This is a genomic window from Haloferula chungangensis, from assembly GCF_042664875.1.
In the GTDB taxonomy this organism is placed as follows: Bacteria; Verrucomicrobiota; Verrucomicrobiia; order Verrucomicrobiales; family Akkermansiaceae; genus Haloferula; species Haloferula chungangensis.
Map to the genome: position 1 here is coordinate 66,648 of NZ_JBHTBS010000013.1, position 26,500 is coordinate 93,147.

Consider the following 26,500-nt stretch of genomic DNA (forward strand, 5'->3'; position numbering starts at 1 on the left):
AGCTTGGCTCAAGTGCTGGGAAACCATCCGCGGGTGCGCTGGCAGAAGCGCACGAGCATCAGCATCAGCGGCACTTCGATGAGCACGCCGACAACGGTGGCAAGGGCCGCACCGGATGAGAGTCCAAAGAGCATGACGGCGGTGGCGATGGCGACTTCGAAGTGATTGGAGGCTCCGATCATTGCTGACGGAGCGGCATTTTCGAAGGAGAAGCCAAGCCAGCGGGCGGCGGCATAGGTGATGGCGAAGATCAGGATGGTCTGAATCGTCAGCGGAATGGCGATCCAGACGATGGTCAGGGGATTCGCGAGGATGGTCTCACCCTTGAAGCTAAAGAGCAGCACCAAGGTCGCAAGGAGGGCGGTGATGGAAACCGGGGTGAGAAGATGCAGGAATTTCTCCTGAAACCACTCGGGCCCCTTGGCTTTCATGATCCATTTCCGTGAGTAGTAGCCCGCGATCAAAGGCAGGCCGACGTAGATGGAGACGGAAAGGAGCAGCGCTTGCCATGGCACCGGCATGCTGTTGATGCCGAGAAGCCAACCTCCGATGAGACCGTAGAGGAGCAGCATGGTGAGCGAGTTCACGGCGACCATGACCAGCGTGAGTCCCTGGTTGCCTTTGACAAGGTGACTCCAGACCAGAACCATCGCGGTGCAGGGTGCGATGCCTAACAGGATGGCGCCGGAGATATAGGATCGGTAAAGTTCGACTTCGGCTCCGCCTTTGATGATCTCGGTGCCGGGGAGAAGATCCTTGAAGAAGACGCCAAGAAAAAGCGTGGCGATTCCCAGCATGGTGAAGGGCTTGATTGCCCAATTCACGATGAGGGTGAGGATCACCGGCTTTGGATTTCGGCTGGCCTGGACGACTTCACCGAAGTCGATTTTCACCATGATGGGATACATCATGAAGAACAGGCAGATGGCGATGGGGATGGAGACGACGGGCGCGCCGTTCACCATGAGCGACATGCCGTCGAGCGTCTTGGCGAGATCGGGCGCAAGCTTGCCCAAGGCGATGCCGGCGACGATGCACAATCCGACCCAGAGGGTCAGATGGCGTTCGAAAAAACCCATCTGGGACTTATCAAGACTCATGATTTTGATTGGTCTAACAGGCCGGCGGCGTAGGCACCGAAGACGGCCTGAATTTCATCGCGAACGCGGCGGAAGACGGCGAACTGCTCGTCTTCGGTTCCCGTGGCGTGGGCAGGGTCGTCGAATGGCCAGTGATGGCGGTTCACTTGGCCCGGGAAAACGGGACAAGCCTGGTCGGCGTTGCCACAGACGGTGATGACGGTCTGGACGTCCTTGTCGAGGAACTCGTTGAGGTGTTTGGAGTGGTGCGAAGAGGCATCGATGCCGATCTCTTCCAGTGCCTTGAGGGCGAGCGGGTGGACGTAGCCGGCGGGATTCGAGCCCGCGGAGGCGACTTGAAATTTGTCGCCAAGGGCACGCTGGAGAATGGCTTCGGCGAGGTGGGAGCGGCAGGAGTTGCCGGTGCAGAGGATGAGGATCACTTGGTTGTGGGGATTAGGTTGATTGGGAAATCGGGATAATTAAGGGGAATCAGCAGCAACCGCTGGCGGGGCTGCAGGTGCCGGGGATGGCCGGGATGTTGAAGTTGGGGGTGCAGAGCTCCTTGGCGAGGCAGTCGGTGTGCTTGTGGCTGAGATGGAAGACCAGGCTGTCAGCTGCCACTTCATGACGACTGATGGTGAGCTGGGTGAGGACGGGGGCTTCGTGTTCGATTTCGATGGGAAGCTCGTGGTCGCTGATGAGTTCGGTGGCGCGATCGAAAATGGTAACGAGCTTCTTGGCGTGAAGTCGATGGTCGGTGTCGTCGGCAATCCACACCTGGAGAATGCAGGACTCCGTGCGGTGACCTTTTCCTCCGCAGTCGAGGAAGGTCTTGCTCGCGTGACCGACTTCGGTGATGTGGTAGTGCGGGGGGATCGTGCTGCCATCGGACAGGACGAATGTCAGCGTGTGCTCGGGGTGCTCGCGGAGGAGTTGGAGGAATTGGGAGACGTTCATGGTTTGCAGCAGGTGTTAGAGGTGGCGAGGATGTCGACGCAGCGGAGAAATTCATCCAGGCAGTCGCAGGCGAGACGATAGTGGATGTGCAGGCCCTGCTTTTCGCAGGCAAGCCAGCCAGCTTCGCGCATCAGCGTGAGGTGCTTGGAAACGGTCGAGAGATCACCGCCAATGAGAGCGTGGATTTCCGAGACGCACAGCGACTTCGCCGCAAGGGCTTCCGCCATCTTGAGGCGGGTCGGATGCGCCAGCGCCTTAATTACGGCGATGCGACGGTCTTCAGTGGCGGCAGGCATTACTTGGCGAAAATGCCAAATAGTTGAGCGGAGTCAAGCGAGGATTTATTCAGGGGCTTTGTTAGGGCTCGAGGCTGCGGAGAATCTGCTCCCGCACCTTATCGGAAATATCGACCGAGTGGACGGCCTTGCGGGCGGCTGTCGGGTCACTGTCTTTCCATTGATCGACCGCCCGACGGACGGATTGCTCGCGTTGTTGCTGGTCCCCGATGCTTTCCGCCCATTGGAAGGCGGCTTGCGGGTCCTCTTCGGCAACCCGCTGAACGAGGCTTCCAACAGCACGATCCCGCTCGCTCCCTTCGTTCAGGGTCAGGACGAACTCGGCGGCGCCTGCGGCATCGCTGTAGGACCAGGTGCTGACCAACTGGGCAACGGAATTGCTGCGCTGCTCTCCTTCGGGAAGAGCGATCAGCCATTCGCTGGCGCCAGCGGGATCATACTGCGCCCAATTGCTGACGATCTGGTCGGCCGTGTTCGAGAACTCCTCTTTGATTTCCTTTGGAGAGAGATTCGCCGTAGCTTCTTCATAGAAGGATATGGCGGAGTTGATGTTTTGATGAGATAGTTGTTGGATCAGCGAGTTCATCGCCTCGTGTTTCGCTTCGCCATCCAAGCTGTTCTTCACCCAATCGTGGGCGGCTTCAGGATCAGACTGAGCCCATCCTCCGACCAGCGACTGAATGGCATTCTCGCGATCATTCGGGTCAGTGAGCGAGAGCACATAGCCAGAGGTTTCCTGCGGATCCTGATGCGCCAGTTGGGAAACCATGTTGCTCATGGCATTCCTTCTTTCGTTCTCGCGGAGGTCCAGGCCTTCCATCCACGCCATGGCGGCGTTGCGATCGCTGGCGGCCCAGTTGGCGACGATGCTTCCGATCTGATAGGAATTGTTTCGATCGAAGCCGACCTGCTCGATGAATCTGGCGGCCTTTTCCGGATCGCTTTGCGAAAGGGAGCTGATGATGCCATTCACTGCCTGACTGCGAAGCTGGCCATGCGGGAGCCCGTCCACCCAGGCCTTTGCACCCACGGGATCGCTCTGAATCCACTGCGAGCCGACTTGGGAATAGTAGTGGCTGGTGTAATTGCCGGGAGGCAGGGATTCCAGCAGCTTCGCGGCTGCGCCTACATCGTTGCTGATGATCTGGTGCATGCCGTGCTGCAAGGCATTGAGACGATCGGCGTCCGGCAGAGTCGTGATCCAGGCCAGCGCCGCGTCAGGATCGGTTTGCATCCAAGTGCTTCCGATCCCCGCCATGGCGTTGTTTCGCTGCTGCCCGGAAGGAAGGGACTCGGCGAACTTCAGGGCCTGTTGGGGATCGGTGGCGGCGATCGTGCTGACCATGGAGTTGAGCGCGTTGCGGGATTCCATCTTGTTCTCGAGGTTCATCACGAACTCGATGGCTCGCTCGGGGTTTTCGGCTGCCAGAGCGTTGGCGATTGCGGACACCGCTTGCTGGCGATCCGCGGACCCCTTCATGGTGCTGAGTTCGGCAATCGCGCCTGCCGAGTCATTGCTTGCCCAGGTATAGAAGAGCGTGTGCAGGAAGTAGTTGTTGCGCGCATCCAGATGATCTTTGACGAAGTCATAGGCTTGCTTTGGATTCTGGGTGGCGACGACTCCGACGAATGCCTGGATGGACGCCTGCTTGTCCTGCTTGGATTTCAACTCTGCGATGAGGGTCTTCGCCTGCTCGACATCGGACAGGGTGACGACTCCGATAATGGCGGAAAGCGCCTGACCTCGGAGACCGACCTTTTTCATCTCCAGTGCGGAAGTCCATGAGCCGAGCGGGTCGATCGTCGCCCATTGTCCATAGAGTGCATTCCGAACCTTGTAAGCCCGCGGATCGTTGCTTGAAGTGGCTTCCAGATCGCTGAGGATTGCCGTGATCTCGCTGGCATCCAGACTTTCGATCATTTGGGCGAATTCCATGGTCGGCATGGCACCGTGATAGGGACTCGTCAGTTCGAGGAGCTCGGCAAGTTTGCCAGAGGCTCTGGCATCGAAGCCTGCGGATTGGACCCGCTTTTTCGGCTTGGTGCTGGCCGCGCCTGGCCTCTTCGGGATGCTACTTCCCTCCTGCTGATTGGAAGACGCATGGGCTGTCCCTGAAGACGGGCTCGAGTCAAAGGCACGTGTCGCGAGGAATCCGATGGCGAGTCCAATAACCAAAGTGAGAACCGAAATCGGTGGGGTTTTCATGAGATATCACCGTTGAATAGCCGCTTGGGCGGTGATGTCGAGATTTGTCTCGGGGCGAATCCAGTTCGAACTCAGGGGCGTGAAGGCACCCGCCGCTGCTGGATCCTAGTGGCAGCAGCTGGGGAGTTCCCTGGTTTCGGCGGGAACGGTATCCGCCTTGGCGGAGAAATCGGGCAGGGTGTCATGAAGGCGCCAGGCGAGGAGCAGGGCGGTGACGAGGGCCAGACCGCGCTGAATCTGGGCGAGGCGGATGGGGGTGAGCTTCATGCGCAGGCGGTGGAAATGGTGCTGGGCGAGCCACAGCAGCGGGACGGTGCCGAGGCCGAAGGCGAGGGCGGCTTCGGCGCCACGGGCGGCGGAGCCGGAGGCCATGAGGGCGATGAAGACGGCGTAGAGCGGCCCGCAAGGGAGGAAGGGCGTGAGCAGACCCATGGTGGTGGCACCACCAATGGCGGAAAAGCGACCGGCCTTGAGACGGGCACGGGCGGTCAGGCGGTTGAGGATCTTGGGGCGGGGGATCTTCTTATCGAGTCCGCTGGCAAGAAGGAGCAAGGCGGCGACGAGGGCCCAGGGGAGGAGCACGGCGGGAGAGTCGAAGAACCAACTGAGAGGTTCCTTTCCCAGCGCACCACAGATCGCGCCGATGACGGTGTAAGCGAAGAGCCGGCTGGCGTGGTAGAGCGAGGCGGCGGTCAGGCGTTCGGTCTCGCTTTTGGCAAGGGTGCCGACGCCACAGGCAATAGGACCACACATGCCAGCACAGTGAACACTGGTGGCAAGTCCGACGGCGAGGGCGCCGAACGTGGTGATGGTGGTCATGCTAAAGAAGGAAGACTTTGAGACAGAAGACGGAAGACTTCTTTCTATTTGGCGGGGGCGCTGACTTCGATGCGCTCGGGGGTGTGCTTGACGGCGATAGTGATCAGGGCCGTCCAGGCGGCAATGAGCAGCAGGAAGGCGAAGACGATAATGAGCCAGGGGCGTTTGACGAACATGGGTTCGGAGTTGTTAGGGATTGAGAGTGTCTGCATTGGGACCAAGGAAGGTGACGGTTTGATTGATGGTCACCTCCCCGGGATTGGCGATGACCTGTAAGGTGAGTGATGTCCGCCCTTTGTAGGCTTCGGCAGGGGCGATGGCGACAAATTGGCGACTGATTTCTTCACCTGGGGCAGCTTCAATGGTTTGTTCGCTACCGCTGAGGATGAAGCCCTCCGGTGCATCGACGAGGGATACGCGGAAGGAGGCGGGTTGATTTCGCTTATTGTAGAAGCGGAGTTGATAGAAATTCCGGACGCCAGCGGCATCGGCCTGGAAGGGCATGCCGGCCATCGCCACTTTCGCAAACTGGGCGGTATAGGGCTTGGCCTTTTTCGTGGCGGCAATGGCAAAGAATCCGAGACCCAGCAGGCCAAGAATGGTGTAGGCGATGACGCGGGGACGCAGGAAACGACGCTTCTGATGGGCGAGACCCTTCAGCGAGTCGTAGCGGATCAGGCCGGTAGGGCGGTCGATCTTGCGCATGATGTCGTCGCAGGCATCGATGCAGGCGGTACAGCCGATGCATTCCATCTGCAGTCCGTTGCGGATGTCGATCCCGGTGGGGCAGACGTTGACGCAGCGCCGGCAGTCGATGCAGTCGCCTTCAGTGGAGCCTTTCTTTCCGCGTGGCTCGCCGCGCACTTCGTCGTAGCCGATATTGACGGTGTCGTCATCGCTGAGGGCGCTTTGCAAACGGCCGTAGGGGCACATGATGACGCAGAACTGCTCGCGGAAGTAGCCGAAGCAAAACCACAGCGCGGCTGTTAGGAAGAGGACGATGCCGAAAGCGGTCGCGTGAGCGATCGGGCTTTCGTTCATGTAGCGGTAAAGTCTTTCGAGCGAGACGAAGTAGGAGAGGAAGACGTGGGCAATCAGCGCAGAGCAGAGGGCGTAGAGCGAGTGCTTGACGACGCGCTTGGTGACCTTTCCGGCGGTCCATGGGGCGGCAGCAAGTTTCTTTCGTGCGGGGGCATCGCCTTCGATGATCCGCTCGATACGGCGGAAAATGTGATCGAGGAAAACGGTGTAGGGGCAGGCCCATCCGCACCACAGCCGCCCGAGCAGCGCGGTGACGAAGAAGAGCGTGAAGCCCAGGCCGCTGATGCCGAAGAAGAGCACCCACAGATCCTGAGTGACGAGCGTCAATCCGAAGACGTGGAAGCGGCGGTTCTCCACGTCGAAGAAGAGTGCGGGGGCGCCATTGATGGGAATCCAGGGGAGAGCCACGTAGAGGCTGATCAGCGTGAATCCGAAGATTCGGCGCAGCGTGGTCCACTTGCCCTTAACATCGGCCGGGTGAAGAAAATAGCGGGATCCGTCCTCGTTGATCGTGGTGACCGAATCGAGGTTGGGCTGCTTGGAAGCGGGTGAGGACATTGGGTCAGCCCCAATCTGGACTCGGATCCGCAAAACCGCTCCGCATGGGATGCGCAGGATGGTGCGTTTCTTGCCACAAAAAAGGCGGAGGCACGGAGGTGGAAGACAGGTGCTTTCTGGATTTCTGGGGCCAGGGTCCCCGGTTCACGCCTGCCCGGTCTGATGGCGCCGATCCCGGACGATCGGCGCTTTGAAGGCTGAAAGGCGGATTTTTGCGGAACGGGGCTCCGGTCTCCGATGAGCAGGATCTTTTGCCGCAGCTTAAATGCCGGTGCGGGAAACGAAAAACCCAGAAACGCGAGCGAGTCTGGGTTTTCTGATGTCAGGGACACGGGGTGGTGCCACCCGGCTTTGCAATCAGAATCAGGGCACAGGCGCTTCCACGCTCCTCTCCCGATTACTTGTAGATGCTGGTGTAATACTCGTCTGCCATGCGGTCGGAGTCGAAGAAGGGGACGACTTCGTTCATGGAGTTGAGGACGATGTTCCACCAGTCATCGGGGCGGTCATAAAACATGGGAATGACCGTTTCGCGGAGAATGCGATGGATGCCGAGGAGGTCATGACGGTCGCGTTCCTCCGGTGTGAGCGATGGATCGGCTGGCGGGACGATGAACGAGTTGTGGCCGTCCTTGGCGAACTCGCAAACCCAGCCATCGAAGGTGGAGAGATTGACGGCCGCGTTCATGGCTGCGGTCATGCCCGAGGTGCCGGAGGCTTCGCGGGTGACGACCGGGTTGTTGAGCCAGATGTCTGCACCGTATTTCAACTGTCGGGAGATCTCGAGCTCGTAGCCGACGACCACGGAGGCGTTCGGGTAGTCCTTGGTGAGACGGACGAGATGATTGAAGGTGTGGATGGCGCCGTAGTCGAAGGGGAAGGGCTTGCCGGCCCAGATGATCTGGACAGGCCGATCGCTGATGTTGAGGAGTTCGCGGAAGAGCTTTTCATCGCGCGTGATGAGATCAGCACGCTTGTATCCGGCGAAACGCCGCGCCCAGACGATGGTCAGCGCTTTGGGGTCGAGGAGTTTGCCGGTTTGGTCGGCCACCAGGCGGAATAGCTGCTGGCGAAGTTCCTTTTTCCGCTCGGCGAGGAATTCGGTGTCCTTGTTGACTCGGGCCCGCTCAAGACCGCGGTCCTTCCAATACTGGGCATTCTGGGCGTTGGTGACATGACCGATCGAGCAGATATCGTCGTAGCCGCCCCACATTTTGCGGGAGACCTCGCCATGAAGCTTCGAGACTCCATTCGCGGCCCGGCTCATCCGCAGTGCCGCCAGCGAGTGGTTGAAAGTGTCGCCTTCGATACCGGTGGCCTTGCGGACGGTGGCCTCGTCGAGCGAGCCGAAGAAACTGGCTTTCTTGAGCAGTTCAAACTCGTGCTTTTCGTTGCCGGCTTCTTCCGGAGTGTGCGTGGTGAAAACGAAGCGTTTCTTCACTTCCTTGACGTCACCTTTGAATCTCTCGAGGACCCGGAAGGCGGCGGAAAGGGCATGGGCTTCGTTGAGGTGCCAGACTTCAGGGTCGACCTTGAGCTCTTCCAGCAAACGGGCTCCACCGGCACCGAGCACGGTGTACTGGGCAATGCGCCGGTAAGGATCATTGTCGTAGAGGCGCTGGGTGATCTGGCGGTCATCAGCGTCATTTTCGGGGAGGTCGGTTGTTAGGAAGAACATCGGCACGGTGCCGAAGACTTCGCCCGGGAGGAAATGGGCACCTACCCAGACCTGTTTGCCATAGATTGGAATCTGGAAACGGATGCCGGTGTCTTGAAGGAAGGCGTATTCCTTACTGCGGAACTGGACGGCCATTTCGCGGCCTTCGCCGCGGGTCTGGTTGTAGTAGCCGCAGGTCCAGTAGACGCCGATCCCGACGAGGTTCTGCTTCAGTGCGGCGGCAGAGCGCATGTGCGAACCGGCGAGGAAACCGAGACCACCGGAGTAGATTTTGAAGGACTGATCGATGGCGAACTCACAGCAAAAATAAACGGCGCTCTTCGCATACTTCGGATCGATCTCGTAGGGGTGTGCGTAAGGCGCGGGGAGCAATGACTTGGTCATGACGATTTGATTTCTTGGGAAAAGGATTGGCTCCGGGATTTCCGCAACGGTGGCGGTGGCCTGGAGCAGATTTTCGGGATTCTGGAGATTTTCGGGAAAAGCGAAGCTCAGTTCGTTCCAAGCTGCAGGGAAATCGGTGCGGCAATCCGGACGAATTGTCGAGTCTCAGCACCGCCAGCTCGTAAATGCCGCCGCGCCGTCGTGGAGGCGACATCTGGGAATACCCCGCGCGAAAGGGCGCCGTCGGGGTTTCGGCCAAGTGTTTGCTTGCACATTGGAGGGCTGAAAGTGGAGTGTCGTCACCGGAAGATGCACGCACCGGCCTCCGTCAACATCGCTCGACTGATCTACCTCCTCATTTGCGAGGCGGCGGGAGCCGCATTGGCCTTCAGCACCCGGGGGAACGAGGCCTGGGAAATCCCGATCTGGGCCGGCTTGCTCGGTGGCCTGGCCGTGGCGGGCTTCTTCATCCTCGTCGAAAAGCTGATGGAAGGCTTCACGCTCCGCGGATTTTCCACGGCAACTTTCGGACTGCTCGTCGGACTATTCTGCGCGTTCCTGGTGACCCGTGTCGGTCTGACCGAGGTGCTGAGCTCGGCAATGAATCGCGAGTTTGAATTGGATAGCGGAAGGATCCTGTCGGGGCCCGATATCGCGCTGACGGTCTCACTCGCCGTCAATTCGCTGCTCTATGCCAGCTTTGGATTTCTCGGAGCGGTATTGGCGCTGCGGAGCAGTCGCGATGACTTTGCCTTCATTCTTCCCTACGTCCGCTTCCGGCAGGACAGCAGCACCGGCCAGCCCGTGGTTCTCGATGCCGAGGCGATCATGGATGGCCGCGTGTCCGGCGTGGCGCGATCCGGATTTCTTGCCGGCCGGCTGATCGTCCCCCGCTTCGTGCTCGATGACATTCAGGTGCTCGCGAACTCCCCCTCGCAGGCAAACCGCCAGCGGGCTGAGCGGGGATTGGCCTCGCTGGAGCAGATGCAGGAGGACAAGGACCTTCAGATCTCGCTGGAAGAAGCGCGCGGGGTGTCGACGGATGAAACGATCAATGGCCGGTTGCTGCAGATCACCCAACTGCTCGGCGCTCGTCTGATGACCACGGATGAGAATCTCAGCAAGGTCGCCAAGCTTCGAGGTGTCGATGTGCTGAACTTGAACGATCTCTCCGATGCCCTCCGGCCGACCGTGGTGGTGGGTGAAAAGTTCCGTCTTCCGCTGGTGCGCACGGGAAAAGACGATCACCAGGCCGTCGGCTACCTCGCGGATGGCACGATGATTGTCGTGAACCACGCCGTGGAGAAGATCGGCACGACTCAGGAAGTGCTGGTGATCAGCACGCTTCAGACAAGCGGCGGAGTGATGGTGTTCGGCGAATTGGTGGAGGGGTGAAGCACAGGGCGGCCCTTCCAATTTCTGTTCGTGAGATCCCTCTTGAGGCGGAAGCCCGGCAAGCCCCGACGATCTTCCCGGCATCCTTCTATTTGGCGCAATGCGCCTCTAACCAGGTGGGCTTGAAACCGCTTGTCATCGCGGCCCTCAACTGCTCCATTTAGGAGTGGGTCAGTTGATTGTGACCTGAAGTGTTTTGCCCCAAACCCGCCAAATAACCAAACCATGACCGAAGTTTTCCGCAGTCGAGATAGTGCCACCGTCGGTCACTTGCAGAGCCTTCTTGAAGCCGAGGGAATCCGAACACTCTATCGAAATGAATTTGCCGCGATCACGACGGTTGCGATTCCTGAGGTGACTCCAGCCCTTTGCATTCTCGATGAAAAAGATCTGAGTCGCGGTGTTGCCGTGATTCGTGGCTATCTCGAGTCGTCGAATGGGAGCGTCGAGGAAGAGCTGCTATGCTCGAATTGTGGTGAGACAAATCCCGGGACTTTTGGAGTCTGCTGGAAATGTGGTGAGTCCCTGATGCCGTAAGGCGTGGATTCTGCAAAGCGTTCCAACGATTTCACCCAGAAACATAAGCTCTGTTGAATCCCAATCGAAGGAGCCTTATCCCGCAGTCAAAGGCGTGGCTGTGGACATTGAAGTTGGGTTTGTTCCTCTGTAGTGCGGGCTGGGGGATATCGTTTTGGTTCACCTTTGTGTCTTGGGAATCTGCGTCGGAGCAGCTCTATCTGATGGGAGCCGGGCGGATCGAGTATCGGCCGTTGTTGGACTATTGGTTGAAGATGGCGTCGGCGACTTTTGGGTGCATCGGGATTGCGTCGATGTTGGCGGGAATGCGGCCGCATCGATTCGAAGGATGGGTGAGGTTGTTAGGCCCCTTCCATGTGTTTCTAGGAGTGGTGCTGGCAGTGGCGGCGACGAAAAATCAACTCAGGCCGGATGTGCATCCGACCTTTGTGGCGGACATTAGCTTCTGTTTCCTGACAGCGTTGTTGATCATGATTCCGCTGGGGGTGAACTATTTTCGATGCGTGCGGGAGGGCGGAGTGGCGGATTCGCGGGATTGAGGGTGGCGGGTTTCGGTTGGGAGGGTGGCGGGTTTCGGTTGGGCGAACTTCGGATGAGCGGAAGGGTGAAGGGGACTTCCGTGGCTCGTTCGCTGAAAATCTGGAAATGCTTACCCGGGGCGGCGCTCGTGCCTCGGGCTACTATCAGTGACCCTTTCAGGGTTGGGCTTGAGTTGCGCGACAAGGTGTTGCGCCTCCTATCTTCTTCGCTCACGCCAGTCGGTAAAGGCACCGCCAAGGTTGGAAATGGTGTGGGTGGCGGTGGTGGATTCGGGGCTTTCGTCTCCGTAAGTGATGGCTCGTTCGGCGGCTCGGCCGCAGAGCCAGGCGGCGAGGGTGGCGGCGTCCATCGGCGTGTGACCACTGGCGAGCAGGGCACCACAAACGCCCGCAAGGACGTCGCCCTGGCCGCCGCTGGCCATGCCGGCGTGACCGGTGGAGTTGATGCGCATCTCCTCGTCAGGTGATGCAATGAGCGTGCGGGCCCCTTTGAGAAGCAGGGTGCAGGGGTGGCGTTCGACAAAGCGCGCGGCAGCTTCGGCGCGGGGAAGATCGGCAAGGTCGGGGGCAAGGCGGGAAAATTCGCCAGGATGGGGAGTGATAAGGTACTGGGAACCTAGTAGATCAAGCCGCTTGGCTTCAGCAATCCAGTTCAGGGCATCGGCGTCGAGGATGGTGGGGAGATCGTTGTCAGCGAGGTGATCTAACAGGCTTTTCCGGGTGGTGTCATCCGCCTTGCCGAGTCCGGGGCCGATGATTCGGGCGTCGGCACGGGTGGTGAATGCTTCGCGAACTCTATCAGGACTTCGTGTCACCATGATCTCCGGGGGTGTGCTGATCGAGGTGTCGGGCCCGAGATGAAGGGTGACGAGACCAGCTCCGGCGTGAAGGGCGGCAGTGGAGGTCAGGGCGGCCGCTCCGCTCATCCCCTCTGAGCCGGCGAGGATGGCGACGCGACCCGCGTCGCCCTTGTGGAACTGGTGGGGACGTGGAGGAAGTAAACCGTGGATGGTGGCGGGCGTGATGAGCTGCAGACCGGGGCGGTCGGGGATGGGAAGATCGTCGAGGGGGATGAGAAAGAGACGGCCTGTGGCTCCTGCCGCAGAGTCTGTTAGAAGACCGGACTTCGGAATGCCCACGGTGAGGTTCAGATCGGCGATTACGCCGCCCGCATGGAGTTCGCCGCTATCGGAATCGAGCCCGGAGGGCAGGTCCATCGCGGCGATGATGGCTCCGTGGCTTTGGCGGAGTTCGCGCATTTCCTCGGCCAGGACGGAAAGAGGAGGGCGGAGAGGCCCCTTGGCGCCGATGCCCAGAAGGCCATCGAGGAGTAGCAGGGGGCGCGCTGGATGCGGGGGAACTTCCCGAGGTGGCATGCCGAGACGGTCGAGACGTGCGCGGGAAAGCGGGCTCCACTCGCTTTCGGGATGGGCGCTGCGCAGGGCAATCTGCCAACCGGCGCGTTGAAGGATTTCCAGCGCGACGAGCGCGTCGCCGGCGTTGTTGCCTTTTCCGAGGTAGGCGATGGCAGTGCCGGGCAGGGGAAAGTGGTCGAGGAGGCGGGCGGCGATTCCTTCACCGGCGCGGTCCATCAGCTCACCGGGATCGACGCCCCGCAGGAAGGCGGCTTCCTCGATGGCGCGCATTTCCCGGGCACCGACATGACTCATGCCGTGAAGATACGAAAAAGCGGCACCAAGTCGAGTGGTGCCGCTTTGAGAAAAAAGAAAGTGACCGGCCGTTTGCCTAGCTGCGGCGGTAGCGCACAATGCCATCCGCAATGCCTTCAGCGAGGGACTGGCGCCACCATGCCGACTTCATGCGCGCGCGCTCACCGGCATTGCTGACGAACCCACATTCGACGAGAATCGCCGGGCAGGTGGCGTGATTGATGACGTAGAAGCGGGCGAATTTGACGCCGCGGTTGACGGTGCGGACTTTGCTCATCATGCCGGACTGGACGTAGGCTGCGAGCGGCTGACTCTTGCTGCTCGTATAGAAGGTTTCGAGGCCGGTGACGTGTTGCTTCCAAGTGTAGTTGTAATGGATGCTGACGAAAATGGCGTCGCTGTACTGCTTGGTGATGCGGACCCGCTCGGGCAGGGAAATAAAGTAGTCACTGCGACGAGTCATCACCGTGCGGATGCCGCGCTTTTTGAGTTCCTTCTCGAGGCGGGCCGAGGTGTCGAGGGCGAGGTGCTTTTCGTAAACGAGGCCCCACTGGCCTCCTTTATCATGACCGCCGTGACCGGGGTCGATCACCACCGTGCGGAAGCTGCGTGCTTGGGCGGAATTGAGTAAAAATAATCCAGTCAGGGCGATAATCGCCGCGCGAAGCATCGGGTTCATGGGCAAAACAGGGTGAGTCAGTTAAGTTTTAAAAACTATTCAGATTCGTTAATAAAAAACTGCTCTTATGTAAAGAAAAATTCAAGCTGGGCGGTAGGTAACCGCCTTATTCGTAGATGAAGGCAGGACGATCGGAGGCTTTTCTGGATTGCGCTTCGCGTTCCGCTTCGGCTTTCGGATCGTAGGGAATGCCACCATTGACGCGCACGGTGCCGTCCTGAAGTTTGATCAGGGAGGGGTCGCCGTACTCAGAATTTTTAAATAGATCGCGGCCGAGGAATTCACCGTCGGGATTCACTCTGACGTGGCCCCAGATTTCCGGTGTGGCGAGGTAGAGCACGTGCATCGTGAGCGCTCCATCCACCGTGATGGTTGGCTTGCGGAAAAAGAGGGATTCGCCAAGCCCGTGGGTACGCAGCACATGGCCGGTTTTCGCATCAGCCACCTGAACATACAGCATCAACTTGCGTCCACCAGTGAACTGGATCAGGCGATATTCGCGGCTCTGGCCCGCTTTGCCCGGCACGCCGACCACCTGTGACCAGTAGGGTTTGGCAGTGCTGACGGTGAAAAGGTGGCGCTGCGACTGAAATCCGGCACCTTGGCGACCCGGGGGCCGCACGATGGCATAGACGGAATAATTTCCCAGGTCGTTGAGGGAGTAGAGCTTGTTGAGTTCAACCGAGCGGGCGACAGTCTTTCCAGCGGGGATTTTTACAACTCCGAAGGCGGGGCGGGCGACCGGTGTGAGCGGGACTCCGCGACCGGAATTGACCATGAAATCAATCCATGGCTCACGCTCGCTTCCCTGGAAAACGAGATCCTGACCGGACATGTTGGTGATTGAAACGGCGACCAGAACGTTTTCTCCATGGAGGTAGCTGGACTTCGGAAACTTGAGATCGACGGTGACCTGAGAGGAGGCACTGGCGGCGAAGCCGAGGAGGATCGCGAGGGTTATGAGGATGCGGTGGCCAATCATTCGGCCGAAGCCGTAGCGCACAGGTTGCGCGACGTCAATCCAACGGATTTCGCCGGGAAGCGTGAAATTACGGCTATTTTCCGCCATCCACCCTCCTTTGGGGCGTCTGAATGATCGAAGCATCAGGCTTTCGATCGCCATCGGCCGGCAGCTTTCATCTTGACGCTTATGGAAAATGGAGTTTTTTAGCGCCGTGCTTCGAATCGCGACATGGCTTTTGGTGCTCGGCGTTTTTGCCGGGCTCGGAGGCCGTCTGCTGACGGTTCAAGGGGTCCCTTTGGCCCCTTGTGTCGAAGCCGAGCATTGTTGTGATGCGGATCTCGATCATCAGGCGCCACTCGATGAGCATGATGACGACCACGGACCAGACTGTCCGCCGGGACCCCATCACCACCACCACCACCATCAGGGCCACTGCTGTGCGAATGGTGTGTTGACGACGGAAACGGGCGCTCATTGCTCGCTTGCTGTGCTTGAGGAGGGAAGAACGACACTTTCTTCCGGTGACGAGAAGTCGCCGGATGAGCCTGTGTACTCTCTCGATAAGCCCCCTCTGATCTGAGCGCTCCTTGATTGCGCTCCGGGACTCCCTGTGGAGTAGCCCGTCCCACCGTGGCCCCTTCGTGTCCGCGGTTTAGATCCCATCTCATGGACCATGGTTCTCGCTGTTAGAGGACGGTTCTATCGACACATCTCATTATCTATTTTTTATGTATTTTTATCGTATTGCCGTGTTCACGGCATGCCTGGCGTTCACTTTTCCGGCGGCGGCCGAACCGGGGGCGGTGGTCACGCTGGGAAGCATCGGCGACCGCGTCCGATCCCAGAACCCTGACCTGAAGGCGGCCCGCTTCACTATTCAGGAAGCGGCCGGGCGTCTGCGACAATCCGGTCGGCTGGAGAATCCCCAGCTTGAAGTGGGATTGGAGCACAACACGAAGTTTCGGGAAGGGCTTTTCGAAATGGGGGTTAGCCAGAGGTTTCCGGTTACCAATCGGCTCAAGCTCGAGAAGAATCTCGGAGCTACGTCGGTGCAAGCCGCCCAAACCGAAGTCAGGGAGATCACCAACCAATTGATCGGTGATGCCAAGGCGGCTTTGGTGAGGGTGCTTGCCGTGCGCCAGCGCAAGGAGTTGCTCAAGCAGCAGGCCGACCTTGCAAACGAGCTCGCCGACTTCATCGCGGAAGTGGCGAAGAAAGGCGAGGCCTCAAGCCTGGATGCGGGGCAAGCGAAGCTGGAAGCGTCCCGATTCCTGACGCAAAGCCGTCAGCTCGCCGCGGCGGAACAGCAAGCCATCGGCGAACTGAAGCCGCTGTTAGGCATGTTTCCTGGAGAAACCCTGCATGTTTCTGGATCGCTGCCCTCCCTGCGGGTTCCGGAAGGAGCCGATGAGGTGGAGCGCCCGGCGCTTGAAATGGCCCGGCTGGCAGTCATTGCGGCAGAGCAGGAAACCGCCATCGAACGCACCAAACGCTACGGAGATGTCGAGGCCGGGGTCTATGCCGGCGCCGAACGCAGCATCGACGAGCCTGAAGGCTCCGAGGTCGACGGCATCATCGGAGTTCGATTCAAGATCCCTCTTCCGTTTTGGGATAAGAACGAAGGCAATATCGATGCGGCGGAAGCCAAGGCCGAACGGCGGCGCCAGGAAGTCATCGCACTCAATCAAGGCATCCGTCTGGAAGCCGAGGCAGCGCGGGCGGAAATGCTCGAATGGGCCAATCTGGCCAAGGAGATCGAAATGACGCTCTCACCCCAGGCTGCCGAGCAGACCGATCTGGCCGAACAGGCGTGGCGCAACGGGCAGGGTGACCTGCTTGCGGTGCTGCGCTCACAGGAACAACGACTCGAGCTGGCGGCAGCTCGGCTGGAAGCCCTCGAAAACTTCCAGTTGGCGCGGGTGCGCTATCAGACCGCCTTGGGAAACCCATAAATTTACTATCTAACATGAACGCATTTATCAGAATCGTGTCGATCGCCAGTTTGGCAGGCAGCCTCGTCCAGGCTGAGGATCGGCAGAAGAACACCGTCATTCTCGACGAAGTCGGTGTGAAGAACCTACGGCTCGAAACCGTGATGGTCGAGGAACGCGACTTCGATTCTACGGTGTTTGCCGTAGGTCGGGTCGAGGAAGTTCCCGGAAACCAGTTGTCAGTCTCGTCCCGCATTCCAGGCAGAGCCGTCGAGGTGAATGCCTTTGTCGGCGACCGCGTGAAAAAGGGCCAGGTTCTTGCGGTGGTGGAGAGCCGCCAGCCGGGCAACCCGCCGCCCACCATCGAACTCAAGGCTGCGAATGATGGCCTGGTCGTCGAGGCCCATGTGCTGAAGGGTCAGCCGGTTCAGCCTGATACGGAGTTGTTCGATATCTCAGACCGAAGTGAGATGTGGGTGGTCGCCCGGATTCCGGAACAACTCGCCGCCGGTATCGGACCCGGAACAAGGGCCCGGATCATGTTTCCCGCCCTCGGCGGGGAGCCGGTCCTCGCCGAGTTGTTGCGCTTCGGAGTGAAGGCCGATCGTGAGGCCGGTGCGATCGAGGGCGTCTTTCAGGTGCCTAACACTCAAGGGCGACTCCAGCCGGGCATGCGTGCGGAATTCTCGATCATCGTGAAGAGCCGCCCGAACGTGATGGCGGTTCCCGAAGAAGCGCTCCAGGGAGATCCGGCGGCGCGCGTGGTCTATGTGAAGGACTTTGATCTTCCGAATGCCTTCGTTCGCGCCAAGGTGGTCACGGGCGAGAAAAGTGGCGGATGGGTTGAGGTGAAAGAAGGGCTCTTCCCCGGTGATGAGGTGGTGACCCGCGGGTCCTACTCCCTGGGATTCGTCGGCGGAGGAAGCGGGCCTTCCCTGAAGGAGGCGCTCGACGCCGCTCATGGCCACGCCCACGCCGAGGACGGCTCGGAACTCACCGATGCCGACAGAAAGGCAGCCGTGTCCGGAGATGATCACGATCACGCGAGTGAGGAGGCCGGGGCACCCCGGTGGCTGATCGGGTACGCCATCGGATCCAGCGCGCTCATGCTGCTGTTCGCTCAACTTTGGTGGAATGCCAAGCGCGGTGCTGAAACCCCGGAAACCCTCTGATCCCATGCTGAATCAACTAATTCGCTTCTCGCTCGCGCAGCGAGGGCTGACCCTGATGGTGGCTGCCATCCTGATGGTTTTCGGGGTCAAGAAGACCCTGGAAACCCCGGTGGATGTTCTGCCGGATCTCACCAAACCAACCATCACCCTTCTCACGGAAGCGAAAGGATACGCGCCTGAAGAGGTGGAAACCCTCGTCACCATTCCCCTCGAGAATGCCCTGATGGGCGTCACCGGAGTGAATCGGATCCGGGCCACCAATGATATCGGATTGTCCCTCATCTTCGTCGAGTTCGACTGGGGGACTGACATCTATCAGGCCCGCCAATTCGTACAGGAACGATTGAGTGGTGCGGCAGAGTCGCTGCCCGATGGAGTCACTCCCTACATGACTCCGGTGTCATCCCTGATGGGTGACATCATGATGATCGGGCTGCGCGATCCCACGGGGAAAACCTCGGCCCGCGATCTGCGGGTGACCGCGGACTGGGTGGTCGCGCGGCGCCTGCAGTCGATTCCAGGCATCGCGGAAGTGCTGTCGATGGGCGGCGGTGTGAAGCAGGTCCAGGTTCAGCCGAATCCGGAGGCGATGCTTCTTCACCAGGTCAGCTTCGAGGAGTTGAAGGAAGCCGCATCCGAAGCGGTGAAGAATACGACCGGCGGGTTCCTAACCGAGCGTTCCGAGGAAATCATGGTGCGGAATCTGGCAATGACGACGGATCTGGACGTCATCGCCGAGACGGTTGTGGCTTACCGAAACGACCGCACGATTCACATCCGTGACGTCGCGGAGGTCGTGTGGGATGTCGAGCCGATGCGCGGTGACGCCGCCATCGGCATTTCCGATGGAACGCCGGACAAGGATGGCAACCTCTCGACCCGAGGCATCGTCCTTAGTGTCCGGAAATCTCCGGGCTTCGATACCTTGGCACTCGATAAGGAGGTGCGTGGCGCATTGAAGGAACTCGAGAATTCCCTGCCGGAAGGAGCGGAACTGGTGCCTCTCTATCAGCAGGCGGAATTCATCAATCTCTCCATCGACAATCTCGTCGAGGCCCTGCGCGACGGCTCGATCATGGTGGCGATCATCCTGTTCCTCTTCCTGCTCAACATGAGGATCACCCTCATCACTCTAACAGCGATTCCGCTGTCTTTGGGGATTACGGTTCTGACCTTTGACATGCTGGGCCTGACGGTGAACTCCATGACGCTCGGAGGGCTGGCGGTCGCCGTTGGAATGGTGGTCGACGATGCCATCGTCGATGTGGAAAACGTCTATCGAAGGTTGCGTGAAAATGCAGCCCTGGAGAATCCCAGGTCGAAGCTTGAAGTCATCGCGCTGGCTTCCAGCGAGGTGCGCTCGTCGATCCTTTATGCGACGATCCTGATCATCCTGGTGTTTCTTCCACTGATGGCCTTGAGCGGTGTGGAAGGGAAACTTTTCACGCCGATCGCGATCGCGACCATCATCAGCATGGCGGCTTCGTTTCTGGTATCACTGACCGTGATTCCGGTTCTCAGTTCGCTGATGCTCAATCCGAAGGTGGGGAAGGAACATCGCGACTTCGTTCTGGTGCGCTGGCTGAAGTCCGGTTTCCGTGCCGTATGGCTTCGCTTCGCCCTGTCTCAGCCGCTGTTAGTGATCGCGATTACCGTTGCGTTGATCGCTCTGAGCTACATCGCCTATTCGGACATGGGTCGGAATTTCCTGCCGGCCTTTCGGGAGCCGACCGCGCTGGTCGCGACAACATCGAATCCCGGAACTTCGCTGAAAACGATGACCGAACTTTCAGATGTTGCCATGGAGAGGATCCTGGAAATTCCGGGTGTGAAGACCGTCGAGTTTCGCGCCGGACGTGCCGAGCGGAGTGACCACGTGGTGCCCGTCTCAACGACCGAATTCGGCATTGAGTTTGACGAAGATTCCGGCCGTGAACGCGATGAGATCATCGCCGAAATTCGCGATACGATGAAGGAGATTCCCGGAACCTTCAGCGCCATGAGCACGCCCTTGGCCGACCGGGTCGGGCACATGCTCAGCGGCGTTTCCGCGAAGGTGGCGGTGAAGATTTTCGGCCCCGATCTCGGTGAGCTGAAACGTCTCGGCGACGAGATCACGGCAATCGCGAGAGAGATTCCCGGGCTGGAAGAAGCACGGGCCGAGCAGCAAGCCCCGGTTCCGCAGTTGAGGATCGAGCCCGACCCCGAGCGGGCGGCGGCTTATGCCGTCACGCCAGGCGCTCTGACCGAGGAAATGTCGTCACTGATGGGGGGAGAGAAGGTCGCCGAGATCTATGAAGGCGTCCGGGTCTATGACCTGGTCATCCGGCTTCCGATCGAGTGGCGTGAGGATCCCGAGAGGCTGAAGAACCTCTACGTGGATACGAAATCCGATCAGTTGATCCCACTTGGATCCGTCGCCAACATCAGGCAAGCCACCGGCCCGAACAACATTCTGCGGGAAAATTCTCGCCGTCGCTTTGTGGTTTCCATCAACCCGACGGTGCCGGACTTGGTGGCGGCGGTGGACGAGCTGAAGGCGCGCATCGACGAAAAGATCGATCTGCCGGAGGGCTACACCATTTCTTACGAAGGGGAGTATCAGGCGCAGAAGGATGCGGCCAGGACGATCGCCATCATGTCGGCAGCGATTCTGCTCGTCGTCATCTTCCTGCTCTTCTCGTTCTTCAAGAGCTTCAACCTGGTAATACTGGTGCTCACCATCATCCCGGTCTCTCTCATCGGTGCCATCCTTTATACAAAGATGACATTGGATAATGTGAGCATCGCGACACTGGTGGGGTTCATCGCGGTCGGTGGTATCGCCGCCCGCAATAACATCATGCTGATCTCCCACTACCTTCATTTGATGAAGCATGAGGGAGAAGGCTTCACCCGTGAGATGGTGATGCGAGGAACGGAGGAACGCTTGGTGCCGATATTGATGACGGCCCTTTCGGCGGGCTTCGCACTGATCCCGCTCGTGCTGGCAGCTGATGAGCCTGGAAAAGAGATTCTGAACCCGGTGGCAATCGTCATCGTCGGAGGCTTGGTGAGCTCCACCTTGCTCGGCTTGGCGGTGACGCCGTCGCTCTTCTACCGCTTCAGTCGCAAGGCCGCGTTGAGGTCCCTCGAACAGGATTCCGCCGCGACCGCATAAACTCCCAAGGCCCGCAAGGGCGTTAACTGACAACAACTAGATAAACACATGAAAACCAAATTGAACAACCGCCTCAAAGTCTTCGCCGCTTCGACCTTCACGCTTGCCCTGATAGGTGGCGGAAGTCTGACGGCTGAAGAAAAAAACCATGCAGACCATGACCACGCAGAACAGGGTGAGAATGGACATGCGGACCACAAGAAAGCCAAGGCCGGCCCCAATGGCGGCAAAGTCCTTGATGGCGTCGAACCTCATCTCGAATTCTTCGTGACCAAAGACCGCAAGGTGCAGATCACGGCGCTCGACGAGCACGGCAAAGCGACGCCCATCGCGGAGCAGTCGGTGAAAGTCATGGGGGGTGACCGCTCCGCACCCACTCGCATGATTTTTGTGAAGCAGGGCGACATACTCGTTTCGGATGTGGCTTTCCCGGAAGGAAATGACTTTCCGGTCGTGGTGCAGGTCAAGGTGACACCGGACGCGATGTCGGTCATCGAGAAGTTCAATCTAAACCTGAACAATTGCCCGACCTGCGAGCATGCGGAGTATGCCTGCACCTGCGATCATGGTGATGAGGGTCACGAAGGACATGATCACTGAGTGATCTGTCAGGACCCGATGCCGGACCACCTCCTGTCGCGCTGAATCGCGGCAGGGGGCTTTCGGGTGCCATCCAAACCATTACAACTCATGACTAGAGCGACTGAAACATTTGATAGGAATCCGCTGAAATCGTCCCTCGATCAATCGATGCTCCGTTGGACCTTCGGCGCGGTTTTCTCCGGCATGTTGGTCTACTCCCTTGTGGAGTATGCCATCGATCGACCAAGCGATGCGATGGACTTCGTCACCCATCATCTGATTCACGTCCTGGTGATTGGGCTGGTGGTCTGGATGGCCCTGGTTCTGGTGATTCGACGCGCGGTCGTCGATCCGGCGTCGCGGATTTTTCTTCATCTCAATCGGATTGCCCTCGGGCGGCTGGAGTATCTCGAATGCGATGTGGCAAATCGCGAGGTCGCCGACGTCGTGGCCAGTGTGAACTCGCTGGTCAGTGCCTTGAAGAGGGTCCCCGAGCCCGATTCAGCATCGCGGGCGATGGATCGCGTCCGGGAGTTGCGGGAGCTTCTAAAGCATAATTCCGAAAAGCTTGGCGAGGATGTCGTGCCGGCGATGAGGGTCGTCAGTCGTCTGGAGGGCGAACTTCTGGAAGTGCTGCAGGAGACCTCGGTCGAAAGCAGGACGGTCCCGTCCTCATCTCAATGAAGCAAACATCCAACACCTTGAAGCCATGCATCAACAGATAGAGCGTGTGAAGAAAGCCGACTGCGGATGTGAGCACGATCACGGCTCAGGACCACTTCCGCAGAAGACCTTGATTGTGGCATCCGGCATTCTAACCGGCTCGGGTTTGGTGCTGAAGTGGAGCGGTCAGCAGGAATCGTGGCAGATGATTTGCTTCGCCATCGCAACGCTGTCGGGAGGAACGCTGGTATTCCCGGCAGCATGGAAGGCGCTGCTGAAGCTGAAGCTCGACATGAACGTGCTGATGACCGTCGCGGTGATCGGTGCATGGTTTATCGGGGAGCACGCCGAAGCTGCGGCGGTCGTTTTCCTTTTCGCCTTATCCGAGTGGCTGGAGGGCTTGAGCGCCGAACGTGCACGAAACGCCGTTCGCTCGCTGATGTCGCTTGCGCCTGAGACGGCGCTTCGGAAATCGGACACGGGAGGGTTGGATGAGATTCCGGCAGCCGAAGTAGCTCAGGGAGACCGCATTCTGGTGCGCAGTGGACAACGAATTCCTCTCGACGGCGAGGTGATCGAGGGACGCTCGGCAGTCAATCAGGCGCCGATCACCGGCGAGTCGGTTCCAGTCGAAAAGCAAGTGGGTGATGAAGTCTATGCGGGCACGGTGAACGGCGAGGGATCGTTGGAAATCCGGGTGACCCGGATCGCATCGGATTCCACACTCGCACGAATCGGACGGCTGATCGAGGAGGCGGAGCAGAGCCGGGCACCGACCCAGCGCTTCGTCGACAAGTTCGCGTCGATCTACACGCCGCTGGTTTTTGCCGCGGCCATTCTAACGGCCTTGATCGCTCCGCTGTTCCTTGGTGCGCAATGGCAGCCATGGATCTACAAGGCGCTGGCACTTCTGGTGATCGCTTGCCCTTGTGCTCTGGTGATCGCCACGCCGGTCTCGATTGTTTCCGGACTTACGGCGCTGGCTCGCCGGGGAGTATTGGTGAAAGGCGGCATCCACCTTGAGGCGCTGGGCAAGCTCAAGGCGCTGGCCGTGGACAAGACCGGAACGATCACCGAGGGAAAACCACGGGTCGTTGCCATCGAGCCACTAGGTGGCGAGGAGGGAAGTCGCGTCCTTGCTCTGGCGGCGGCGATCGACAGCATTCCGAGCACCCCATTGCCCGAGCCGTGGTGGATCATGCCAAATCGGAGGGCGTCAGGATTCCTGAGTCAGGCGACTACCGCGGGATTACTGGCCAGGGTGCGGAGGCATTGATCGAGGGTCGTTCATATTTCGTAGGCAACCATCGTCTGGCGCATGCCAGTGGGATGTGCGGCGAAGAGTTGGAGAAGAAGCTGACGGAGATCGAGTCGAAGGGGCTGTCGTTGGCGATCGTGGGTCGCCGTCCGGCGGACGGAGACTCCGGCGCGATTCTCGGCATTCTTTCCATTGGCGATGCGCTGCGTGCCGATGCTGGAGAAGCTCTAGCAGCCCTTCACGATGCGGGCCTCGAACGGATCGTGATGCTCAGCGGCGACAATCAACGGACGGTGGATGCCATTGCCAAGGAAGCAGGCTTGGACGAGGCCTTCGGAGACATGATGCCCGAGGACAAGGTCACCCGTCTTCGTGAGATGATCGATCGCCATGGCCGAGTGGGCATGATCGGCGACGGCGTGAACGATGCGCCGGCACTCGCAGTAGCCAGCGTGGGAATCGCGATGGGTGCGATCGGCAGTGATACTGCGATCGAGACCGCAGACGTGGCCTTGATGAAGGACGACATTGGCAAGCTGGCGGAAGCGATCTTGCTCGGCAAGCGAACGCTGGGAATGATCCGTTTTAACATCGCCTTCGCGCTGGTGCTGAAAGCGGTTTTCCTTGTGCTTACTTTCGCAGGGCATGCGACTCTGTGGATGGCGATTGTCGCCGACACGGGGGCGACGCTTCTGGTAATTGTGAATTCGTTGCGTTTGCTCCGACATAGGAACGACGGAAACGGGGATCGGCGGTGAACCCTCGAAACCGACGAAGTTCAAGTTTGAAAAAGTGGGTGAATGCGTTGGTCTCGGACGTCGCGCTGCCAGAAGGAAACATGGTTCCCTTGATTCTTCAGTTGAAGATGAAGCCGGATGCCAAGACGGTGACCGCGGCAGATTGCTAACTGGGGAAGGACGCCGGGTTTCGTTTTCTCGATCGAGAGCCGTTCGGCCTGCCTACTGTGAGAATACTCAGCGTTTGAGGTATGCCGCTGAGAGCTTTCGCATCACCGGTTCAATTTGCTCACTTGGCAGTTTCTTAATGTCTTGGGATTCTGAGGTCTTCAGGATTTTCTTGGCGTTCAATACGGCCCACGCGGTTTCGCCCATCCCTGGCACCAAATACCAGTCTCCATTGATCCATTCCAGTGACGTGAAGTAATCACCCTGTGGGCCTTTGATCGGAACAAGCAAATGGGCTGTTTGTGCCGAAGGGTCCAGAACGATAAATACCTTTGAGACTCCGAGGTCGTGTGATTGATCTCCGAAACGATCGATGACGTAACTCCTTTGTTCTTCGATCATTTGATCAGTTATAGCCACCCTTCCGTACATGCCGCTAGCTTCTCGGTTGTCGAAAAACTTGAGAATGTCGGACTGACTCACCAGAACTAGGGACTTCCATCGGTCGGTCTTTTCTGGATCCTTTTTAACATGAGAGGAGAAGGTCCAGATAGGCTGGATCTCAAAAGCGGCGACGATACATTGGACCCCGTCAACGTTAAGGTTGATATATTGATCTCCAGAAACCTTCGAAGGAAGTCGTTGAGATGCGATGAGCCAGACAAGAACTACAATCAGGGCTAAAAGGGCCGTTCCAAAAACTTTCATTTTCATTACTAGAAACTAATAAGTGTCAGTTTTTCGGTCTCTCCCGCATCACTCTCAAAAATGGTAAAATCAACCGATCCCACTTGCCGCTCTCCCAATGGACCAAATCGAACTTTGAGAGACCCTTCAACTTTCAGCATTCCGGCCTCTCCACTGCCTTGAGCATAGATCGTGCGTTTTTCTCCAGTAATAATTCCGTTCGCTTTTATCGATTTAGATCCGGTAGCACCGAGGACCACTCCAATATCCCCCTTTTCAGTCGCAAGACCCAGTTTGCCCTCTCCAGTGAGGCTTGCTCCACACCCTCCGCTGATTGAACCATTAGAGGCAATCCAAGGCTCTCTTTTTCCCTCGAAATTTCCTGAAATAGAGATGGTAAGCGCGTGGTTTTTCCAACCGACTCTTAATGAAACCGCTGGAGTGGTTGCTGGTACAACTTTTTTGAGGTCTAGAAGGGTGCAGTCAATACTATCCGTTCCGCCAAGCGTGAGACTCCTCCCTAGAGCTTCGCCGTCATCGTACATGTCACAATGGGATAAGCTTCCTTTAAGGCTTCCATTAAACTTGAAAGGGTCTTTGACTTCACTAATCGAATTGATTAGTTTGTTGGCAGCTGCAATATACGTTTTGAACGTCTTTGAGTCTATCTCGACGGCTACGGTTTGATTGGGCGATACAACAATCCCGAAAGTCGCGCTCTTTCCTGGATCATATTCGCATATCGCAGTAGTTCCGGGCAGTGTTCCACTCCATTCAGCAAAAAGATCGCCGTCATTCCCACTTACCCCTCGCCCTCTCCATTTTGGATAGCCGGTTTTGAGGCGGCTAAGGTTCTCAGAACGGTCTGGATCAACCTTAATTCTACCGTTTCTCGTAACTGGATCAGTGATCATCAACATGGTGCTGTCTCCTTTCCAAGTTCCTTCGATTCGATTTCCAGGAGAATCTCCATAACGTCGAGTTCATCGATTCGGGGGTCGATTTCGGCAAAGGCGATTCCATCGTTTTGCTCCAAGTGGACATCCGGGATTTTGCGCTGTGCGGCAGTTCTTACCCTTTCAGGAGTCTGCGATTGGACATCGGGTCTCCTCTCTAGCGCACGTGTGGATTCGACTCGTGAAGTGCCGTTGGGTGCGCGGCCAGTATCGGCGACCGACCATCCCCACCAGAACAGCATCCCGGTGACCGGCAGCAATGAGAGAATCAGGATGTGTCCCCGTTTCATGGTTTCGTGATTTCAAGTTTGTAGGGTCGAACACGGCAGGGCATACGGGTTACGGTGATGGAATCAAGGGGTTATTTCATGATGTCAGAAA

General features: G+C 58.6%; 26 protein-coding genes. 10 read left to right on the plus strand and 16 right to left on the minus strand.

Features of this window, described 5'->3' with window-relative positions; all coding sequences use genetic code 11:
- Positions 1-8: 8 nt before the first annotated feature.
- From arsB to glgP, 9 genes are all read right to left on the minus strand, one after another.
- Complete coding sequence (gene arsB, locus ACFQY0_RS18470; protein WP_379715519.1) at positions 9-1,100, minus strand: ACR3 family arsenite efflux transporter; 1,092 nt, start codon at positions 1,098-1,100, stop codon at positions 9-11.
- Complete coding sequence (locus ACFQY0_RS18475) at positions 1,097-1,522, minus strand: arsenate reductase ArsC (protein WP_379715522.1); 426 nt, start codon at positions 1,520-1,522, stop codon at positions 1,097-1,099. Before ACFQY0_RS18475 ends, arsB begins: the two co-directional genes overlap by 4 nt.
- A gap of 49 nt (positions 1,523-1,571) precedes the next feature.
- On the minus strand, positions 1,572-2,039 hold the full coding sequence (locus tag ACFQY0_RS18480) for a DUF6428 family protein (RefSeq protein ID WP_379715525.1): 468 nt from the start codon (positions 2,037-2,039) through the stop codon (positions 1,572-1,574).
- Positions 2,036-2,335, minus strand: a complete 300-nt coding sequence (locus ACFQY0_RS18485) for an ArsR/SmtB family transcription factor (protein WP_379715528.1) — start codon at positions 2,333-2,335, stop codon at positions 2,036-2,038. Before ACFQY0_RS18485 ends, ACFQY0_RS18480 begins: the two co-directional genes overlap by 4 nt.
- A gap of 61 nt (positions 2,336-2,396) precedes the next feature.
- Complete coding sequence (locus ACFQY0_RS18490) at positions 2,397-4,541, minus strand: hypothetical protein (protein WP_379715531.1); 2,145 nt, start codon at positions 4,539-4,541, stop codon at positions 2,397-2,399.
- 105 nt (positions 4,542-4,646) lie between these two features.
- Entirely contained in the window at positions 4,647-5,360 is a 714-nt protein-coding gene (locus tag ACFQY0_RS18495; RefSeq protein WP_379715534.1) for a sulfite exporter TauE/SafE family protein, read from the minus strand.
- A 44-nt stretch (positions 5,361-5,404) separates the two neighbouring features.
- A complete protein-coding gene (locus ACFQY0_RS18500; protein ID WP_379715537.1) occupies positions 5,405-5,572 on the minus strand; it encodes a hypothetical protein in 168 nt (55 codons plus the stop codon).
- Positions 5,550-6,959 carry a cytochrome c oxidase accessory protein CcoG gene (gene ccoG, locus ACFQY0_RS18505; protein WP_379715540.1) on the minus strand — a complete coding sequence of 470 codons (1,410 nt, stop codon included), beginning with the start codon at positions 6,957-6,959 and terminating at the stop codon, positions 5,550-5,552. Before ccoG ends, ACFQY0_RS18500 begins: the two co-directional genes overlap by 23 nt.
- Before the next feature lie 397 nt (positions 6,960-7,356).
- Positions 7,357-9,021, minus strand: coding sequence for an alpha-glucan family phosphorylase (gene glgP / locus ACFQY0_RS18510; RefSeq protein ID WP_379715543.1), 1,665 nt, complete (start codon positions 9,019-9,021; stop codon positions 7,357-7,359).
- A 309-nt stretch (positions 9,022-9,330) separates the two neighbouring features.
- On the opposite strand from glgP, the gene ACFQY0_RS18515 reads away from it, so the two are divergent.
- From ACFQY0_RS18515 to ACFQY0_RS18525, 3 genes are all read left to right on the plus strand, one after another.
- On the plus strand, positions 9,331-10,416 hold the full coding sequence (locus ACFQY0_RS18515) for a PIN/TRAM domain-containing protein (protein ID WP_379715546.1): 1,086 nt from the start codon (positions 9,331-9,333) through the stop codon (positions 10,414-10,416).
- Between the two features lie 225 nt (positions 10,417-10,641).
- Positions 10,642-10,953, plus strand: a complete 312-nt coding sequence (locus ACFQY0_RS18520; RefSeq protein ID WP_379715549.1) for a putative signal transducing protein — start codon at positions 10,642-10,644, stop codon at positions 10,951-10,953.
- Positions 10,954-11,120: 167 nt separating this feature from the next.
- On the plus strand, positions 11,121-11,492 hold the full coding sequence (locus ACFQY0_RS18525; RefSeq protein ID WP_379715552.1) for a hypothetical protein: 372 nt from the start codon (positions 11,121-11,123) through the stop codon (positions 11,490-11,492).
- Between the two features lie 197 nt (positions 11,493-11,689).
- Here ACFQY0_RS18525 and ACFQY0_RS18530 read toward each other — a convergent pair whose 3' ends face one another.
- From ACFQY0_RS18530 to ACFQY0_RS18545, 4 genes are all read right to left on the minus strand, one after another.
- A complete protein-coding gene (locus ACFQY0_RS18530; RefSeq protein ID WP_379715555.1) occupies positions 11,690-13,162 on the minus strand; it encodes an NAD(P)H-hydrate dehydratase in 1,473 nt (490 codons plus the stop codon).
- A gap of 76 nt (positions 13,163-13,238) precedes the next feature.
- Positions 13,239-13,841 carry an N-acetylmuramoyl-L-alanine amidase family protein gene (locus tag ACFQY0_RS18535; protein WP_379715558.1) on the minus strand — a complete coding sequence of 201 codons (603 nt, stop codon included), beginning with the start codon at positions 13,839-13,841 and terminating at the stop codon, positions 13,239-13,241.
- A gap of 106 nt (positions 13,842-13,947) precedes the next feature.
- Entirely contained in the window at positions 13,948-14,946 is a 999-nt protein-coding gene (locus tag ACFQY0_RS18540; RefSeq protein WP_379715561.1) for a hypothetical protein, read from the minus strand.
- 43 nt (positions 14,947-14,989) lie between these two features.
- On the minus strand, positions 14,990-15,280 hold the full coding sequence (locus tag ACFQY0_RS18545) for a hypothetical protein (protein ID WP_379715564.1): 291 nt from the start codon (positions 15,278-15,280) through the stop codon (positions 14,990-14,992).
- A gap of 253 nt (positions 15,281-15,533) precedes the next feature.
- On the opposite strand from ACFQY0_RS18545, the gene ACFQY0_RS18550 reads away from it, so the two are divergent.
- The 7 genes from ACFQY0_RS18550 to ACFQY0_RS18580 all read left to right on the plus strand — a co-directional run bounded on the left by ACFQY0_RS18550 (position 15,534) and on the right by ACFQY0_RS18580 (position 24,329).
- Positions 15,534-16,757 (plus strand): TolC family protein, encoded by a 1,224-nt coding sequence (locus ACFQY0_RS18550; protein WP_379715567.1) that lies wholly within the window; start codon positions 15,534-15,536, stop codon positions 16,755-16,757.
- A 14-nt stretch (positions 16,758-16,771) separates the two neighbouring features.
- Positions 16,772-17,908, plus strand: coding sequence for an efflux RND transporter periplasmic adaptor subunit (locus ACFQY0_RS18555; RefSeq protein WP_379715570.1), 1,137 nt, complete (start codon positions 16,772-16,774; stop codon positions 17,906-17,908).
- A gap of 4 nt (positions 17,909-17,912) precedes the next feature.
- Positions 17,913-21,068 (plus strand): efflux RND transporter permease subunit, encoded by a 3,156-nt coding sequence (locus tag ACFQY0_RS18560; RefSeq protein WP_379715573.1) that lies wholly within the window; start codon positions 17,913-17,915, stop codon positions 21,066-21,068.
- A 48-nt stretch (positions 21,069-21,116) separates the two neighbouring features.
- Positions 21,117-21,668 (plus strand): hypothetical protein, encoded by a 552-nt coding sequence (locus ACFQY0_RS18565; protein ID WP_379715576.1) that lies wholly within the window; start codon positions 21,117-21,119, stop codon positions 21,666-21,668.
- A 90-nt stretch (positions 21,669-21,758) separates the two neighbouring features.
- Positions 21,759-22,334, plus strand: a complete 576-nt coding sequence (locus ACFQY0_RS18570) for a hypothetical protein (protein WP_379715579.1) — start codon at positions 21,759-21,761, stop codon at positions 22,332-22,334.
- A gap of 25 nt (positions 22,335-22,359) precedes the next feature.
- Entirely contained in the window at positions 22,360-23,589 is a 1,230-nt protein-coding gene (locus ACFQY0_RS18575) for an HAD-IC family P-type ATPase (protein WP_379715582.1), read from the plus strand.
- Complete coding sequence (locus ACFQY0_RS18580) at positions 23,505-24,329, plus strand: heavy metal translocating P-type ATPase (protein WP_379715585.1); 825 nt, start codon at positions 23,505-23,507, stop codon at positions 24,327-24,329. The genes ACFQY0_RS18575 and ACFQY0_RS18580 overlap by 85 nt, the downstream gene beginning before the upstream one ends.
- 216 nt (positions 24,330-24,545) lie before the next feature.
- Here ACFQY0_RS18580 and ACFQY0_RS18585 read toward each other — a convergent pair whose 3' ends face one another.
- The 3 genes from ACFQY0_RS18585 to ACFQY0_RS18595 are packed head-to-tail and all read right to left on the minus strand — an operon-like array spanning position 24,546 to position 26,409.
- Complete coding sequence (locus tag ACFQY0_RS18585; protein WP_379715588.1) at positions 24,546-25,190, minus strand: hypothetical protein; 645 nt, start codon at positions 25,188-25,190, stop codon at positions 24,546-24,548.
- Positions 25,191-25,192: 2 nt separating this feature from the next.
- The gene (locus ACFQY0_RS18590) at positions 25,193-26,083 is read right to left on the minus strand and encodes a hypothetical protein (RefSeq protein ID WP_379715591.1); all 891 of its coding nucleotides are present in this window, start codon (positions 26,081-26,083) and stop codon (positions 25,193-25,195) included.
- Complete coding sequence (locus ACFQY0_RS18595; protein WP_379715594.1) at positions 26,077-26,409, minus strand: hypothetical protein; 333 nt, start codon at positions 26,407-26,409, stop codon at positions 26,077-26,079. The genes ACFQY0_RS18590 and ACFQY0_RS18595 overlap by 7 nt, the downstream gene beginning before the upstream one ends.
- Positions 26,410-26,500: the final 91 nt, after the last annotated feature.